The sequence below is a fragment of the Candidatus Finniella inopinata genome (genome assembly GCF_004210305.1).
In the GTDB taxonomy this organism is placed as follows: Bacteria; Pseudomonadota; Alphaproteobacteria; order Paracaedibacterales; family CAIULA01; genus Finniella; species Finniella inopinata_A.
In genome coordinates, this window is the sequence record NZ_SCFB01000023.1 from 1 (window position 1) to 16,499 (window position 16,499).

At 44.0% G+C, this 16,499-nt stretch carries 15 protein-coding genes; 7 read left to right on the top strand and 8 right to left on the bottom strand.

Annotated elements, in window-relative coordinates:
• Positions 1-27 precede the first annotated feature (27 nt).
• From EQU50_RS08025 to EQU50_RS08040, 4 genes are all read right to left on the bottom strand, one after another.
• A complete protein-coding gene (locus EQU50_RS08025) occupies positions 28-1,056 on the bottom strand; it encodes a glycosyltransferase family 32 protein (protein ID WP_165380406.1) in 1,029 nt (342 codons plus the stop codon).
• A 111-nt stretch (positions 1,057-1,167) separates the two neighbouring features.
• The gene (locus EQU50_RS08030) at positions 1,168-1,662 is read right to left on the bottom strand and encodes a M48 family metallopeptidase (RefSeq protein ID WP_207216344.1); all 495 of its coding nucleotides are present in this window, start codon (positions 1,660-1,662) and stop codon (positions 1,168-1,170) included.
• A gap of 19 nt (positions 1,663-1,681) precedes the next feature.
• Positions 1,682-2,185: a L,D-transpeptidase family protein gene (locus tag EQU50_RS08035; protein WP_130154605.1), complete on the bottom strand. Its 504-nt coding sequence runs from the start codon at positions 2,183-2,185 to the stop codon at positions 1,682-1,684.
• Entirely contained in the window at positions 2,182-3,750 is a 1,569-nt protein-coding gene (locus tag EQU50_RS08040) for a lysine--tRNA ligase (RefSeq protein ID WP_130154606.1), read from the bottom strand. The genes EQU50_RS08035 and EQU50_RS08040 overlap by 4 nt, the downstream gene beginning before the upstream one ends.
• Positions 3,751-3,818: 68 nt before the next feature.
• Between EQU50_RS08040 and EQU50_RS08045 the strand changes: the two genes are divergently transcribed.
• Together EQU50_RS08045 and EQU50_RS08050 are read left to right on the top strand one after the other, a co-directional pair.
• The gene (locus tag EQU50_RS08045; RefSeq protein WP_130154607.1) at positions 3,819-5,588 is read left to right on the top strand and encodes an ABC-F family ATP-binding cassette domain-containing protein; all 1,770 of its coding nucleotides are present in this window, start codon (positions 3,819-3,821) and stop codon (positions 5,586-5,588) included.
• Between the two features lie 11 nt (positions 5,589-5,599).
• The gene (locus tag EQU50_RS08050; RefSeq protein ID WP_130154608.1) at positions 5,600-6,967 is read left to right on the top strand and encodes a cytochrome ubiquinol oxidase subunit I; all 1,368 of its coding nucleotides are present in this window, start codon (positions 5,600-5,602) and stop codon (positions 6,965-6,967) included.
• 4 nt (positions 6,968-6,971) lie between these two features.
• Here the strand turns inward: EQU50_RS08050 and EQU50_RS08055 are convergent, their stop codons facing one another.
• Both EQU50_RS08055 and uvrB read right to left on the bottom strand, forming a co-directional pair.
• Positions 6,972-7,673, bottom strand: a complete 702-nt coding sequence (locus EQU50_RS08055) for a hypothetical protein (protein ID WP_130154609.1) — start codon at positions 7,671-7,673, stop codon at positions 6,972-6,974.
• A 27-nt stretch (positions 7,674-7,700) separates the two neighbouring features.
• Positions 7,701-9,725: an excinuclease ABC subunit UvrB gene (gene uvrB / locus EQU50_RS08060; protein WP_130154610.1), complete on the bottom strand. Its 2,025-nt coding sequence runs from the start codon at positions 9,723-9,725 to the stop codon at positions 7,701-7,703.
• A 108-nt stretch (positions 9,726-9,833) separates the two neighbouring features.
• Between uvrB and EQU50_RS08065 the strand changes: the two genes are divergently transcribed.
• From EQU50_RS08065 to EQU50_RS08075, 3 genes are read left to right on the top strand one after another with little or no spacing between them, the layout of a single operon-like run.
• Positions 9,834-10,418: a DUF2914 domain-containing protein gene (locus EQU50_RS08065; RefSeq protein ID WP_130154611.1), complete on the top strand. Its 585-nt coding sequence runs from the start codon at positions 9,834-9,836 to the stop codon at positions 10,416-10,418.
• A complete protein-coding gene (locus EQU50_RS08070) occupies positions 10,419-10,829 on the top strand; it encodes an EVE domain-containing protein (RefSeq protein ID WP_130154612.1) in 411 nt (136 codons plus the stop codon).
• Positions 10,830-12,029 (top strand): O-antigen ligase family protein, encoded by a 1,200-nt coding sequence (locus EQU50_RS08075; RefSeq protein WP_130154613.1) that lies wholly within the window; start codon positions 10,830-10,832, stop codon positions 12,027-12,029.
• Here the strand turns inward: EQU50_RS08075 and trhO are convergent.
• Positions 12,015-12,929 (bottom strand): oxygen-dependent tRNA uridine(34) hydroxylase TrhO, encoded by a 915-nt coding sequence (trhO, locus tag EQU50_RS08080; protein ID WP_130154614.1) that lies wholly within the window; start codon positions 12,927-12,929, stop codon positions 12,015-12,017. The genes EQU50_RS08075 and trhO overlap by 15 nt on opposite strands.
• 80 nt (positions 12,930-13,009) lie before the next feature.
• Positions 13,010-13,558, bottom strand: coding sequence for a CDP-diacylglycerol--glycerol-3-phosphate 3-phosphatidyltransferase (gene pgsA, locus EQU50_RS08085; RefSeq protein ID WP_130154615.1), 549 nt, complete (start codon positions 13,556-13,558; stop codon positions 13,010-13,012).
• 185 nt (positions 13,559-13,743) lie between these two features.
• On the opposite strand from pgsA, the gene EQU50_RS08090 reads away from it, so the two are divergent.
• Together EQU50_RS08090 and EQU50_RS08095 are read left to right on the top strand one after the other, a co-directional pair.
• Positions 13,744-15,312 (top strand): ABC-F family ATP-binding cassette domain-containing protein, encoded by a 1,569-nt coding sequence (locus tag EQU50_RS08090; RefSeq protein ID WP_130154616.1) that lies wholly within the window; start codon positions 13,744-13,746, stop codon positions 15,310-15,312.
• Positions 15,313-15,464: 152 nt separating this feature from the next.
• Complete coding sequence (locus EQU50_RS08095; RefSeq protein WP_130154617.1) at positions 15,465-16,466, top strand: glycosyltransferase family 32 protein; 1,002 nt, start codon at positions 15,465-15,467, stop codon at positions 16,464-16,466.
• The last annotated feature ends 33 nt before the right edge of the window (positions 16,467-16,499 follow it).

The following is a 16,499-nucleotide window of genomic DNA, read 5'->3' on the forward strand; positions in this document are numbered from 1 at the left end:
GTTTGGGAAATAGCAGAAACCGTAATTTTAAAAACTAGGCTGAGGAGATGTCAGTGCAATCGCCATGGGGGTTTCCCCAAGCCAACTGCCCATGTGGTTTGTCTTTACTAGCGAGTCTTCACCATAGGGAATGGGTAAAACCCGATCTGACTCCATCGTGTAATGATCCATCATAAGCGTCAAAATACCAAGGGCCGTCCAACGGGGTGTAACAATATGATCACCCCAGCTTCTATATTCCACAGGAACACGATCAAGATTATCTATAAACTCAAGAACGGCATTAAATACGGGAGATCGCGCTTGTGCTGCAACAAAGGTGGTTCCCACAAGATACCCCTCTTGACCAAACAAATAGTCAAATTTATCAAGTAATGGCGTTAAATCAACTTTGAATACGGCGCCAAAATCACTGTAGATGCCCCCAAATATATTCAAAAGGTTAAAGCGAACCACGTCACTGACAGCCGTATAGTATTTACCATTGTAAAGCCGTTCATAGACACCTTTCCCACGAAACTGAGGCATAATCTCACTAAGTTCACGAACAACGATGTTTTTCCCAGAATTTTCGATGGCTTGTACGGTTTGGGGGATTTTAGTTTTATCCAGGCACCAAAAAATATGTTCCCAATCATTCCCCTCTAGGATTCCAAGATTATTAAAGTATGTCTGCAAACGCTCAGTTGGAATTTCATGGGGAGATTCGGCATTTGTAATCCAAACACGATGCGTTGTATGGGGAATTCTGGTATTGGATTCAACTTGCTTTGAGGCAACCGCGGAATAAATCCTGCGGGATGTTTCCATTAAACGGATTCGTTTTTCACGAACCTTGTTCACATCCGTATCCAATATTTCCTTATAAAATGGTTCAAAAAAACTTTGATAGTAAGAATAATTACCCTTGCTATATTCCCAAGCATCCTGAAATAGTCTTTCCCCTATACAGGAAAGCTTACTTTTTGGATCTAGGCTAGTGGTGCCCTCGCTTGCAAAACCGATGCTGAAGGAACTAGACAAAGATAAGGCTGATAAAATAATTCTCACTAACATAGGTTTGTTCTCCATAGTAAAAGCTATATTTAGACTCATCTATGACAGAAAATACTTAATATTGTGTTAATAAATCTTAGAATACGAGATTTTTAGTTTTTTAAATTCCCCTTAAAACCTTACGCCCAATAATCTTTGCCCATTGTGACGCAGCCACTGCCTGGCCTTTTGGTAATCAGGATCCAAGCTAGCCACGGTTTTCCAAAAGACGCGGCTATGGTTCATATGTTTCAAGTGGGAAACTTCGTGGGCTGCTAAATATTTAACGACAGCATGCGGGGCAAAAATAAGTCGCCAGGAAAATGATAAATTTCCCTTACTTGAACAACTACCCCACCGACTGCGGGTATCGCGAATCGTAATTTTGTTAAAATGGGTACCCAGACGGTCAGCCAAGTCTTGGCAAAGATCTTGAAAAAGCTGGCGAATATGATCCTTTAGTCCTGCCTCTAAGACTTTGGCAAAATCCTGGCCTGGGGTTGAAACAATAATCTGCTGATCGGTTATCGTTATGTTTCGTCTAATATCCCGTCTGAAAACAACCTGCCGTTCAAAGCCCAGAATAGGAAGGATGATTCCCTCCTGAAGGGGGGGAGGGGTGAACACTGATTGCGGAAGAAAAAACCTAAACAACCCAGACAGCATCAACTGTGGCCGTGGAAAGAATCAATTGCAGGTCGGGCAGGGATAAGGACAAGCATCCATCTGTTGGTGTGTATTGTTCATGTTCGTCCAATCGAGCCACATGAATGAAAATGGCACTGCCCTTACCGGGTACAATGGGGTGCCTGTTATGACTGGTGACAATTAACAAATCATATAAATGATCTTCCCGCCACAATCGTTCATGGCTGGCAGGATAGGGTAGTTTTACAGGTTGGTTATAATGGGCATCTTTTGGGTCATCACACCATCCATCGTCTGGCTGAATAGCAATAATCGGCAAATAAGTCACAGGCTTGGTCAATTGGTCAGGGCGGTAGTAAACCCCCTCAAAACGAAAACACCCGGTCGGTGTGGCACCATCTCCTTCAGACTTGTCAGCCTTGATGCCTGAGCGACCTAGAACGCATTTGAACCGCTGTCCCTGCCACTCAACCTCATGAGGACTGAGAGTTTTTAAAATCAACCCAGTTTCTCCTGAATTAACTGAACGGTATTCTCCACACCGTACAGCGCGATAAAGGATCCCATGCGCGGACCTTCTTTTTGACCCAACAGAACTTCATACAACGTTCCAAACCAGGCACGAAGGTCCGTGAAGTCATGGCGCTTTCCGACCTCAAAGGCCAAGGCTTGTAAGTCTTCAGCCGAAGCGTTTGCCTGTTTAGAAAGTTCTGCAGCTAAATCTTGTAAGGCTGCCTTCTCATGGGCAGTAGCTGTCCGGTATGCCTTGGTTGGTTTTACGAAGTCTTGATAATACCGAATGGCATGATCAATAAGGCGCGCCAAAAACGGCATAGTTTCAGGGCTGGAATCAGGCAAATAACGTTGCACAAACCCCCACAAAACTTGGGGCGATTCGGCATTACAGACTGAAGCCAGGTTCAACAAAATGTTAAAACTGAGGCCACTTTCACTGGCAGGTGGGTTTCCTTTGTGAACATGGTAGGTTGGGTTATCGATCTGAACCTCAAGGGTTTGTTCTGGATATTTAGCCACCATCGCCAAATAATCATCAACCGCCCGTGGGATCACATCGAAATAAAGACGCTTGGCTTTCCGAGGGGCCTGAAACATGTAATAGGATAGGCTTTCTGTGGGCGCATAAGTCAGCCATTCATCAATGGTCAGGCCATTGCCCTTTGATTTGGAAATCTTTTGACCCTCTTGATCCAGGAACAATTCATAAGTCAAAGTTTCAGGAGGAGCCCCCCCCAACGCACGGCAAATTTGAGTTGATAATTTAACCGAATCAATCAGGTCTTTTCCCGACATTTCATAATCCACCTCAAACGCCCGCCAGCGCATGCCCCAGTCCACCTTCCATTGCAATTTGCAATGACCACCAGTGATCAAAACTTCGACCAGTTGGTTGGTTTCTGGATCGCGGTAAACAACAGTGTCTGATTCGGGGTGAATTTCCACCATAGGAACCTGCAGCACCTGCCCAGTTCGAGAGCAAATGGGCAAAAACGGGCTGTAGGTTGCCCGCCGTTCATCGCGCAGGCTTGGCAGCATAATCGCCATAATTGCATCGTAATGCTGCAGCACAAGCCTTAACGTGGGATCAAATCCCCCACCTTTATACCAATCGCTAGAGCTTTGAAATTCATAAGCAAAACCAAAAGAATCCAAAAACCGGCGCAGCATGGCGTTATTGTGATGGCCAAAACTTTCATATTGACCATACGGGTCGGGCACCATCGTCAATGGCTTGCCCAGGTGTTGGCCCAACATCTGTTGATTGGGGACATTATCAGGGACTTTGCGTAACCCATCCATATCATCAGAAAAACAGAACAATCGGGTTGGGATATCGGATAATTGTTCAAAGGCGTGGCGCACCATCGTTGTGCGGGCAACTTCTCCAAATGTGCCAATATGGGGCAAGCCAGAAGGGCCATAACCGGTCTCTAACAGCACAAAGCCCTTGGCAGGGGGCGCGTTCTCGAACCGTTTTAAAAGCTTTTGCGCCTCCTCAAAAGGCCATGACTTGGCATTTTGGTAATGCGTTGGGTTAAAAGAATTCATATCAATATCCTGTGATCTTTTGTATCAATAAGCTAAGCAAACGTATCAGTTAAGTCAATCACCCCCTTATGTCAGCACCATTATTATCTTTGCGCGAAACCAGCCTATCCTTTGGTGGGCGCCCTTTATTTGAAGATTTAAGCATCCATTTAAGCCAGGGCGATAAAACTTGCCTGGTGGGGCGCAATGGTTGTGGCAAGTCGACCATGTTGAAATTGCTGGCGGGGTTGCTGGAACCCGACAAAGGGGAACGGTTTTTGCAGCCCGGTGTTAGCTTAGAATACTTAGCACAGGACGGTCCTTTGCCAGCCGACCAAACAATCTTAGACTTCATTCAAGAAAAGGCAGAGACATTCAAGGCCGAAGCCATCGTGAATCGCTTGGACCTTGACCCATCACGCGTTATGGCCAATTTATCAGGTGGAGAACGGCGGCGGGTCAGTTTGGCAAAAGCTCTGGTGGCTGAATCTGATATCTTGTTGCTTGATGAGCCCACGAACCACCTGGATTTAGCCACCATTCAGTGGTTAGAGGGGCATTTGCGAGATTTCAAAGGTGCCCTCATTGTCATCAGCCATGACAGAACTTTTTTGGAAACCGTTTCTACCTCGACCTTGTGGTTAGACAGGGGAATCCTTCGTCATCATAAAAAAGGATTTGGGGACTTTGAAAGTTGGTCCGATCAAATATTGGAGGAGGAAGAAAAGCATCTTGATCGTTTGGATAATCGGTTACGGTTAGAAACTGTTTGGCTACACCGGGGCGTGACGGCCCGCCGTAAGCGTAACCAGGGACGCTTAAGACAATTAATGGACCTTCGGGCGCAAAAGAGCGATCGCCTGGGTAATCAAATTGGCAAATCGAAGTCAGTCTCGTTGGATGGAAATTGGGGCAGTAAACTGACCATAGAGGCTAAGGAAGTTACCAAAACCATTGCGGGTCGCACGTTGATCAATAAATTTAGTGCCCGTATTTTAAGGGGGGAGCGGATTGGGATTATTGGCCCCAATGGCGCTGGAAAAACAACCCTGCTAAAAGTGTTGCTGGGAATAACCCCACCTGATGAAGGCCATGTGCGCTTGGGTAAAACCGTAGAACCCATCTATTTTGACCAATTGAGAACAAAGCTTGATCCCCGCTTGACTTTATGGGAAAGCATGTGCCCTCAAGGCGGAGACCAGGTTTTCGTACAGGGAAAACCCCGCCATGTGTTTGGGTATCTAAGAGATTTCTTGTTTGAGGAGAAACAAATCAGAGGCCAGGTCAGCATCCTGTCGGGGGGTGAGAAAAACCGCCTTTGTCTGGCTCAAGCGCTGGCACAACCAGGGAATCTTTTGGTCCTTGACGAGCCGACCAATGATCTTGATATGGATACCCTTGATTTACTAATTGACATGCTTAGCGATTTTGAGGGCACGTTGCTGATTGTAAGCCATGACCGCGATTTTTTGGACAAGCTGACCACCAGTATTATCGCCGTAGAGGGCGAGGGGGTCATTGCTGAGTACATAGGTGGCTACCAAGATTATTTGCGCCAGCGTCCAAATATGAAGGCTAAAACACAAACGGCCCCCAAAGCAAGTGTGGCAGGAAACCCTGAAAAGCCTCAACCCAAGCGGGTTTCATATCACTTAAAAAGAGAATTGGAACAACTGCCAAACCTTATACAACAACTGAACCACCAAATTAATGATTTGGAGAATCAATTGGCCAGTCCTGAGCTTGTCAATAAACCTCACCACGAGATTTCTCTCATAAGCCAACACCTAGAAGAAAAGCGCCAAGCCCTTGACCAAGCCGAGACGCGCTGGCTAGAATTGAGTGAGTTAGTAGAGTAAAGAGTTTTTAAATGATCTTAGATCCCGTCATCTTAGCCCGAATTCAATTCGCTTTTACCATTAGCTTTCACATTATCTTTCCGGCGTTTACCATTGGTTTGGCAAGTTGGCTGACAGTGTTAGAGGGAATGTGGCTAAAGACCGGCAATACGATTTATAAAGACCTGTATCAGATGTGGGTCAAAATTTTCGCCCTGGCCTTTGGTATGGGCGTGGTGTCGGGGGTGGTTCTTTCGTATCAACTTGGCACCAATTGGTCAGGCTTTTCAGACAAAATAGGCAACGTTTTGGGCCCTTTGTTGGGCTTTGAAGTCCTAACGGCATTTTTTCTAGAGGCCTCTTTTTTAGGCATTATGTTATTCGGATGGGGACGGGTCAGCCGGAAAATGCATTTTACAGCCACGCTGATTGTGGCTACGGGCACGATTATCTCAGCCTTTTGGATATTAGCTGCCAACAGCTGGATGCATACCCCCGCAGGTTTTGAGATCCGTGAGGGTAATATTCTTTATCCCACCAATTGGCTAGCTGTCATCTTTAACCCCTCGTTCCCTTATCGATTTTGTCACATGATCACAGCGGCCTATCTGACATCATCCTTTTCAGTGGGTGGCGTTGCCGCGTGGTATTTGTTAAAAAAGAAGCATCTGCCTCATGCCAAAATTATGTTCAGTATGGCTATGATGATGGCTGTTTTTATTCCACCATTACAGGTTGTTTTGGGGGATTTGCATGGTCTTAACACGTTAAAGCATCAACCTGTAAAAGTGGCTGCCATGGAAGGGGCCTGGGAGACGGAAAAGGGTGCCCCTTTGCGATTATTTGGGTGGCCTGACAGTGTGAACGAGAAAACCTTGTACAGCCTTGAAATACCCAAACTGACCAGCCTTATCCTAACGCATTCGTGGGATGGAGAAGTCAAGGGCCTGAAGGCATGGCCCAAAGAAAATCGGCCCCCAGTCGGCATGGTTTTTTGGTGTTTTCGCATTATGGTGGGCATAGGGGGGCTGATGATTTTGACAGGCATTCTTGCTGCTATTTTATTCATGCGCAAAAGATTATTCGATACTCGATGGTTTCAGCGCTGGTGCATTGCTCTGACGCCGGCGGGTTTTATAGCCGTTTTGGCCGGGTGGTTTGTAACGGAAATGGGCCGGCAGCCTTATGTGGTTTATGGAGTCATTCGCACATCAGAGGCGTCATCACCCGTTTTGGGCGAACATATTTTAATATCTTTAATGGCGTTTGTTGCTGTTTACACGTTCGTGTTTGGGGCGGGGGTGTATTATATTTGTCGGTTGGTTCGAAAAGGGCCTATTGCTTCTCAAAAAGACAGCACATACGGCAGTCATGGTTTAGAAAAGCCAGGTCTCGTCTAACCTCTTATTCTTGCTTAATTGTTTTGGACACAAGCTCATAAGCATTATTCAGCAAAGGCTCACCATGTGCGCTTAGAAGATGACGAAACGTTAATGTCTTTAACTTTACAAAATCTGAGAAGTTAACGTTACATGCTTGCTTCCAAACGTTTGATACACTTGCCGTTCCAAAGAAACCTTGTTCTTTATACATTTCTGCTGTCTCAGTACTAAAAAATTGATCGGGGCTTACCCAATTTTTGATGCTGTCACAGGTGATTAGAATCCCACCCTCTTGATCAATATGAAGGATTCCTTCTGGATAATTTGATGTTTCAAAAATAAATAGCGAGCAATTGGTAACTGGCATTTGTCCATTTGGAACCAGTTCAATATCCGTCTGTCGATTGTTGGCGTGCTTCATTTCCTTTAACGCCCATAGTTTTGAATCATAACGATTAAGATAAAACGCATCATCCCTTCCATGAAAGGCTCCAATTCTAATGACGTTTTTGACTTTTCCAAGGGCATCAAGTTCAGCTAATCCTTTATCATCCAACCTTACGGTATTTATAAGTGAAAGGTTGCCGTCATCACGAATGATAATCATATTTCTGCTGTGTTGAAGTTCAACATTATTATGATGCGTTATATTTGTGCCTGTAACAAAGAAAATATTGGGAAATATTTCATTTATCTTACTGTGAGGCCATGCTGGCGAGTACATATATTTTATCTCTTTAAATTAATCAACCTACAGCTTCAACGCCCAATCATCCAGCCGTTTCAACTCGTCTCTTAACCGGGCAGCTTCTTCAAACTCCAAATTGCTGGCGGCTTGTTTCATCTGTTTTTCCAACAATATTTTACGTTTGGCCATTTCCTTAGGTGTTAAGTTTTCGCCCTTCAAATCAACGGTGACATAATCAGCCTCTGCCATACGGGCCAGGGCCGGGGTAATGCCCCTTTGTATTGTGGTTGGCGTAATACCATGTTGAAGATTATAGCTGTGTTGTTTTTCACGACGGCGGTTGGTTTCAGAAAGGGCTGCCTCCATGGAGCCCGTGATGCGATCAGCGTACAAAATAACTTTTCCCTCCACGTTACGGGCGGCCCGGCCAATGGTTTGAATGAGGGAGGTTTTTGATCGTAAAAATCCTTCTTTATCGGCGTCCAGAATCGTCACCAAACCGCATTCGGGAATATCTAGACCTTCCCGCAAAAGGTTGATTCCAACCAATACGTCAAAAATGCCCAGTCGCAAATTTCGAATGATTTCGATACGTTCCAGGGTTTCAATGTCTGAATGCAAATAACGAACCTTCAGGCCAGCTTCGGTTAAATATTCCGTCAACGCCTCTGCCATTTTCTTGGTCAAGGTTGTAACCAGAACACGAAACCCTTTGGCGACGGTCAATTTCGCCTCGTGAATCAAATCGTCCACTTGATGTTCACAGGGGTGAATTTCGCAAACAGGGTCAATCAAGCCGGTTGGGCGAATAATCTGCTCAATAAATACCCCTTCGGTTTGGGTCAATTCCCAGGGGCCTGGGGTGGCTGATACGAAAACAGTTTGGGGGCGCATGGCTTCCCATTCCTCAAACTTTAACGGTCGGTTGTCGGCGCACGATGGCAAGCGAAAGCCATGCTCGCTGAGGGTGGATTTTCTAGCCCTGTCCCCTTTGTACATGCCGCCCAACTGAGGGATGGCAACGTGACTTTCATCCACCATCAAAATGGAATCGGGGGGCAAATATTCAAACAAAGTGGGGGGCGGTTGACCAGGGTCGCGCCCCGTTAGATACCGTGAATAGTTTTCAACGCCAGCGCACGAACCAGTAGCCGCCATCATTTCCAGATCAAATTGGGTGCGTTGTTGCAACCGTTGCGCCTCTAGCAATTTACCGGCAGCCTCAAATTCAGCCAACCGGACCACCAGATCAGCCTGAATGCCTTTAATGGCCTGCTGCATGGTGGGGCCGGGGGTTACATAATGGCTGTTGGCAAAAACCATAATCTGTTCCAGGTCGGTAAACGTCTCGCCTGTCAAAGCGTCCATTTCGATAATCTTTTCCAATTCATCACCAAAGAAGCTAAGGCGCCATGCCCGATCTTGATAGTGGGCAGGGAAAATTTCGACAACGTCGCCCTTAACCCTGAAATTTCCCCGTACAAAGTTGATATCATTTCGTTTGTATTGCAACTCAACCAAGCGGCGTATAAGGGTTTGACGATCAATATTATCACCGACCTTAAGGGGAACAATCATTTCGCTGTAGGTATTCACCCCCCCGATACCATAAATACATGATACGCTGGCGACAATAATCACATCCCGCCGCTCTAACAGGGCACGTGTGGCGGCATGGCGCATCCGGTCAATTTCTTCATTAATTGATGCAGTTTTCTCTATAAAGGTATCGCTGCGCGGGACATAAGCTTCAGGTTGGTAATAGTCGTAGTAAGAGACGAAATACTCAACAGCATTGTTGGGGAAAAAGGATTTCATCTCAGCATGCAGCTGGGCCGCCAAAATTTTATTAGGGGCCAAGATAAGGGCTGGACGCTGGACAGCCTGAATAACGTTCGCCATGGTATACGTTTTACCAGAACCAGTCACCCCTAACAAAACCTGGTTACGGTCCTTTTCTTCTAATCCTTTTATCAGTTTTTCAATAGCCTGCGGTTGATCGCCAGCGGGCTCAAATGGGGACGAAATCTGAAAGGACCTGGATAAGCCGTCGCCGGAATTGTATAACAAGGGGAGAATGGCAGTCATTTTTTATTTTATCGCTTATTCATGCATAATTTTAAGGAAAAATTTCCCAGCATCTTTTATAATGGTTATTATTACCAACTCATCATAACTATTGTAAGGGTTTAATCAATGTTCCTACGTTTTTCTCTCATGTTTTGCTCACTGATCGCTGTTGCTCAGGCAACACAACCAAGTGCATCACCAGCTGCTCTTGGCGTCAACCGTTTTGTACTATCCACAGGCATTGAAAATCGTGAACCGATAAACCCCAAAGAAAACTTTTCAACAGTTGACGGAAAAGTAGTGGCCTTTGCCGATTTGTCAGCATCCGCTGATGAAACCGTGACCTTTATTTGGACACATAACGATAAGGTTCACACACAATGGTCAACCCATGTAGCAGCCAGCCCTCGGTTTCGCACCCACGCCGCTGTTCAGGCTCGTCCAGGCAAATGGTCGGTTAAAGTCCAAGATAGTAAAGGGGCTGTGTTAAAGGAACAAAGTTTTGAAGTTAGCCAGAGTGGCGAACACGTCACCGCAGCAGAACCAGGAAAGCCAGTTTCGGAAGCAACTGCTAAGTTGGCAAAAAAAATTACGAAGGCACCTTCGAAAGGTGTAAAAGAAACCTTAAGTTCCCTGGAACCAAAAAATGAAAAACCAGCCGAACCTGAAAAAAAACCGGTAGCTGAGACAAAGAGCGAAAGCGCAAAATAAGTGTCCTATTGGCTTATAAAGACTGAACCATCAAGTTGGTCTTGGCAGGATCAAAAACGGCAAAAAACAACAGCCTGGGATGGTGTTCGCAACTACCAGGCTTCTAATAATTTAAAAGCTATGTCGATTGGGGATTTGTGTTTTTTTTATCATTCGGTGTCAGATAAAAAGATTATGGGCATTGTCGAAGTGACCAAACTTTATTCTCCTGACCCCAGTGATGAAACGGGGCGCTTTGGAATGGTTGATGTAACTTACAAAGAACCATTTTTGAACCCCATCAGCCTTGAAACAATTAAGCACCATCCCATGCTGCAGCATCTAGCCCTGGTTCGGCAATCAAGACTATCCGTTATGCCTATTGATTCTGACTCATGGGATATTATCTTAAATTTGTCTCAACGGGATTAGATGCTCTGCACATCTCATCATTTGCAAACAAAATTGCCTGGGATAATCTTGTTTTGTCTGTGCCCTTTAGCCTTTTTCATGCCCAGGGTGGCTGTTTCTGTTCTGGCCGTTGGCGGAGCGTTCGGTTGGTTATGTCAGGGGAGTAAACCTCTAGAATTATTTAAAAACCCCATTTCAATTTCTATCATCGTTTTGATCGCATGGGTTTGTCTAAGCAGTTTGTGGTCGCCAATACCTTCAGAAACCTTTCGCCTCAGCGGACGTTTATTGGGTCTGTTATTTTTAGGGATTGGCTGGACAAGTTGGATTCAAGCACGGTCGGATGCTGAGTTGTTAAGCTTGAAACGTTGGTTATTTTATGGGGTTGTTTTTGCTTTAATGCTTATTGCTATGGATGCTTTATTAGGAAATCCATGGCAACAATTCGTTCAAAAAAGTTCAGCCAAGGCCTTTGTTCCCTTGGTATTAATCCTTAGTGTGGCGATTTGGCCATGTAATGATATTAATTATGGATGGCTGAAATCTACCCTTGGGTTTCTATTGGCTGCTAAAATCTTCTTAACCGTTGATTGTGATACGGCTGTAGTCGCGATTATTTGCGGGAGTGTGGCTAGTATCAGTTATAATTTATTTCCTAAGTTTACGGATAAAAGCGTCAGACTTGGAACCCTTTTCCTGATATTGGGACTACCTTGGGCTTTTTCTAGTCTTTTGACTGATTCGGCTATAAAAGATCTTAATCAACAGATACGATCCTTCAGCCATATTCACCGTCTGTATGTTTGGCAATTTGTAAGCCATAAAATTCCAGAAAAAAGTTTGATTGGTCAGGGGGGGGACAGCTCGCGAGCATCCCTAGTAGGGGGAGAACAAAAGACTTGGTCAACAGTGAACGAGGAAGGGAAGGCGGTGCCCATTTTTTCCAAGGCCATTCCCATGCACCCCCATAATTTACCTTTGCAAATTTGGTTGGAACTGGGCTTAGTGGGGGCGTTGATTATGTCAGCCCTCAGTTATTTCCTATTAAGGGGCATCAACCGCTATCCCGTTAACGACGCATCCATTATCGTTGGTTTTTTTACAGCGGCTAGCGTTTCTTTCCTGGTTAATTTGGGATGTTGGCAAAGCTGGTGGTTGGCAACCCTGGCCCTTGTTATGCCGCTTCTGTACCCCTTGGATACCAATCTAAGGAAACCTTGATGCGCCGATATGCTTTTGACCTTTTTCTGCAGCCAAGGCGATTTGTTTTTGACGCTCGCGGAAGTTTCTTTTTTTGTGGTCACTGACCACGTCAACACACCGTGGGCAAGAAACGCCCTTTTCATAAGATTCCGATAACAGATCTTCGGCTGACAAGGGTGACCGACATCCATAACAAAGCGAATGGGTACCTTTGCTCAACGAATGGTCAACAGTCACACGTTGGTCAAAAACAAAGCAGTCGCCTTCCCACAGACTCTCCTGTGCGGGGACAGTCTCTAAATACTTCAAAATTCCGCCCTTAAGGTGGTAAACATTTTCAAAGCCCTGAGCCAGCATGTATGCGGACGCCTTCTCGCATCGGATACCGCCTGTGCAAAACATGGCAACCTTTTTATGTTTTTCAGGATCGAATTCTTTTTTGACAACGCCAGGGAACTGGGTGAAACTTGTCGTGTTTGGATCAACAGCGCCCTTAAAAGTCCCAATTCGAACCTCGTAGTCATTTCGGGTATCAATCAAAATCACGTCAGGGTCTTGAATAAGTTTGTTCCAGTCCTGTGGCGTTACATAGGTTCCAACCTGACGATTGGGATTAATACCTGGAACGCCCAAAGTCACAATCTCTTTTTTGAGCCTTACTTTTAACCGATAAAAGGGACAATTTTCAGACTGGGATTCTTTGTATTCAATTCCGTCAAAGCGGGTATCGTTATCAAACCAACTTTTAAGCGCCTCAATCGCCTGCCTACAGCCAGAAACGGTTCCATTGATCCCCTCCTCAGCTAATAAAAGAGTTCCCTTGATGCCATGACTTTCGCACAAACCTTTTAATACGGGCTGAAGTTGGCGATAGTCCGGCAAGTCGGTGAATTTATAGAGGGCAGCAACGGTAAACATAAGATAATCTTAAAGGTGTGAGGTTGATTTCAAAAAAATACCATACTTGATAAACAGCAACAAGGCTTGCGTCAGCAAGTTTAAAAAGAATGAAGAGCAGACTTTAGGTAATTCCAGCCTGTTATCAAAGTCATTAAGGCTGCTATCCATAGAAAGATTTCCCCGGAAACACTAATAACAACACCAAAACCAGAGGCATCAGTTAAAAGTAAGCAGCCAATAGAAAGCATTTGCAATGCCGTTTTCCATTTTGCCATGAAGCTAACAGGTAAGCTTAGCTTGAGTTCGCCTAGATACTCACGCAGACCAGAAACCATAATTTCACGGCATAATATTACCGTTGCTGGAATTAAGCTGAGTCGTGTTATTCTGTCAAATCCTGCCAATAACAACAAAGTTGATGAAACTAAAAGTTTATCAGCGATAGGGTCGAGGGCCTGCCCAAGACGCGAAGTCTGCGACCAAATTCTGGCCAAGTACCCATCCAGAAAATCAGTGAAGCAGGCAAGCATAAAAATAATTAAAGATATCCAACGACTGTAGGGCCCATCAATATAGAAAAAAACTATAAGCAAAGGGATCAGAGCAATGCGACCCAATGTTAAAATATTTGGAACGGTTAATATCATTGCATCAAAAATTTTGAGCGAATTTTAAATGACTTTAGTATACTAAAATTAATTTGTTAACCATTTTTATTGCTTGAATGTTGAGCAAAAACCATACATTGTCTACGATTTAGAGAATTTTCTGGCAACGCTGCATAAACATTTTGCCACGCTGGAAAATTTAATTCACAAACGGACGGTCTGTTATGATACGTATTGAAAATTTATCAAAATCTTATGCAGATAAGACACTTTTAGATCAATTAACCTACCATTTTCCTCAAGGGCAAAGAATCGCTTTAGTAGGCGCCAATGGTCAAGGGAAGACAACGTTGCTTAATATTCTAACGGGTCGTGAATCAGCGAACAGTGGTAAAGTTATCTGCCCAAAATCTTTACGCTTGGGTTATTTAAATCAATCGGCTTCATCTCGTCCAGAGCCAAGCATCCGTGAAGAATGCATGGCAGGCCATGAGGAGTTATATTCAGCCCACAAGCAGATGTCTGTATTGTTAGAGAAAATGGCTGTTCAATTTCATGAAGCGGACTATGAAGTTTATGAAGGCCTACTTAAGTTGTACGAAAATAACAATGGCTATCAGTTGGAAGGGAACGCTGAAAAGATTTTGCTAGGACTTGGGTTTACAACCGGTCAGCTGGATCAGTCGCCTTTAACTTTGTCAGGCGGCTGGCGTATGCGGCTTGAGCTGGCTAAAACATTGTTAAACAGCCCCGATTTTTTAATTTTAGATGAACCAACGAATCATTTAGATTTGCCAAGCATTGAATGGTTAGAAGAATATTTGCAGTCTTTTAGAAACACGTTGTTATTTGTATCTCATGATCGGTCGTTTTTAAATAATGTGGCCACCACTACGGCCTATTTAAAACATGGGAAGTTACAAGTTTTTAAGGGAAATTTTGATGACTTTCTCGATCAAAAAGAACAAACGCAAAAAACTGAAGCAGCAACCTTAAAGAAAGTTTTGCAGCGACAGGCCCACATGCAAAGCTTTGTTGATCGTTTTCGAGGAACTCCCTCAAAGGCCAAGCAAGTTGGCAGCCGTCAAAAAAGTATATCTAAGCTTCGGTCAGCACTTGAAGGGACCGTTGTTGAAGGCGCAGAGGCGAAAATTCACATTCCCCAAATTCCTTTCACAAACAGTGGCAAGGAAGTTTTTACCCTTAAGCATTTAGCAATTGGCTATGAAGCCCCGTTATTGAAGGACCTGGATTTTATTATCCAACGAGGCAAGAAAGTAGCAATCGTTGGGAAAAACGGGATTGGGAAAAGTACCTTATTGAAGACATTGAATGGTTCTTTAAAGCCGTTGGCTGGGTCTGTAGGTCAGGGTCATAATGTTCAGATCGGTTTTTATAACCAAAATGCTGCGGAAGATATGGTCCGCAACCAAACGGTTTTTCAAACGCTTCAGAATGCTAATATCCAACTAAGCGATCAAACATTAAGAGCTTTGCTTGGAATGATGTTGTTCAAAGGACATGATATGGCAAAAATGGTTTCTGTTTTATCAGGGGGTGAACGATCACGGCTAGCCATTTGTTGTTTGTTGGCCCAGGCACCCAATTGTTTGCTTTTAGACGAACCGACCAATCATTTAGATTTAATAAGCACCCAGCTTCTGGCCAATATGTTGCAAGAGTATAAAGGAACGGTCGTCTTTGTATCCCATGATCGTGATTTTATCGAACAGGTTTCTACCTCTGTGATTGAAATTGACGGCCGAAAAGCCATTTTATGGGAAAAAGATTAACAAAAAATTCTTTCCCAAAAAAAATGGTTGAATAATACTTATTTTCTGATTAAAGGTCGGAATTTTTCGTTTTAAAGTATTGTTAATGTTAAGAAAAATTTAACATTTGCACCCGTATTCTTAACTTAAGAGTGTTTCTTAGGTTTTAGAAAATGGCAAATTATTTAAGAAAAAAACATACTAAAAATCTTTTTCTTTTCTGTTTAATGGGTTTACTGACAGTTAAAAATTTAGAGGCATCAGATGTTTACGGCGACGATCATATAGCCCGAAACCAGAGTTTCAAACATCCTATATTCGGAGACATTTTTGGAATTGATATCTTTCCGGTCTCTAACTTTGTGGGTGATTCCGCTGATAAGCAAACATTTTTCAAGCCTTCCGCTCCCTATTATCGCAATACAGTTCTTCCCCAAGAGGGAATTGATACCGATAAAGCGTATTATCTGTTTGATAAACTTTACCGTGAAAATCATCCTGATATTGCGTGCCATTATGATAATCTTATGGCCAAGGGGCAACCTAGCATCCCATTAATCACCCATAGTATTTGGTTAACTAATCTGGATGCACCAGTCGATTTAACAGATGAATTTGTGTCATGGTTTAAGAAATCGTGCAGTATGCATTTAGCCAGTGCTGGTTGGAAACACTATTTATGGGTTCAAGATCAAAATAAATTACCGAAAGCGGTTAGAGAACTAGCAAAAGAAGGAATTGAAATCAAGGAAGTCTATGCAACTTTAGCCGATGAGAAAGATTTTTATGGTCTAAAACCCATTGTTGACAATGAAATTTCTCAATCAAAATTTGGACGTGCTGCAGATATCTTGCGATGTGTTATTTTGAACAAATTTGGGGGAATTTATCGAGATATTGACTATTTGATGACGCGTCCCTTCACAGGGCTGGCACTAGCCTACGATTTTTTTGCGGGCATTGAACCCCCCTATTCTTGTCCCTGCAATGCTCTAATAGGTTGCCGTCCTGGTCATCCTGTTATGGAAAAGATGTTAGAGCTTATGGCTAGAAATCTCAATCCGAATACTGCACCAGCGTACATAGAAGAGTCATTCAGAGTCGGCGGAGAACTTCTCAAAACACTTTGTAGTGCGGTGCACCCTTTGGACTGGACAGAATTGAGGAGTATTTAAGAGAGTTTCCTTCCCTAAGTTTTGATGATTGTT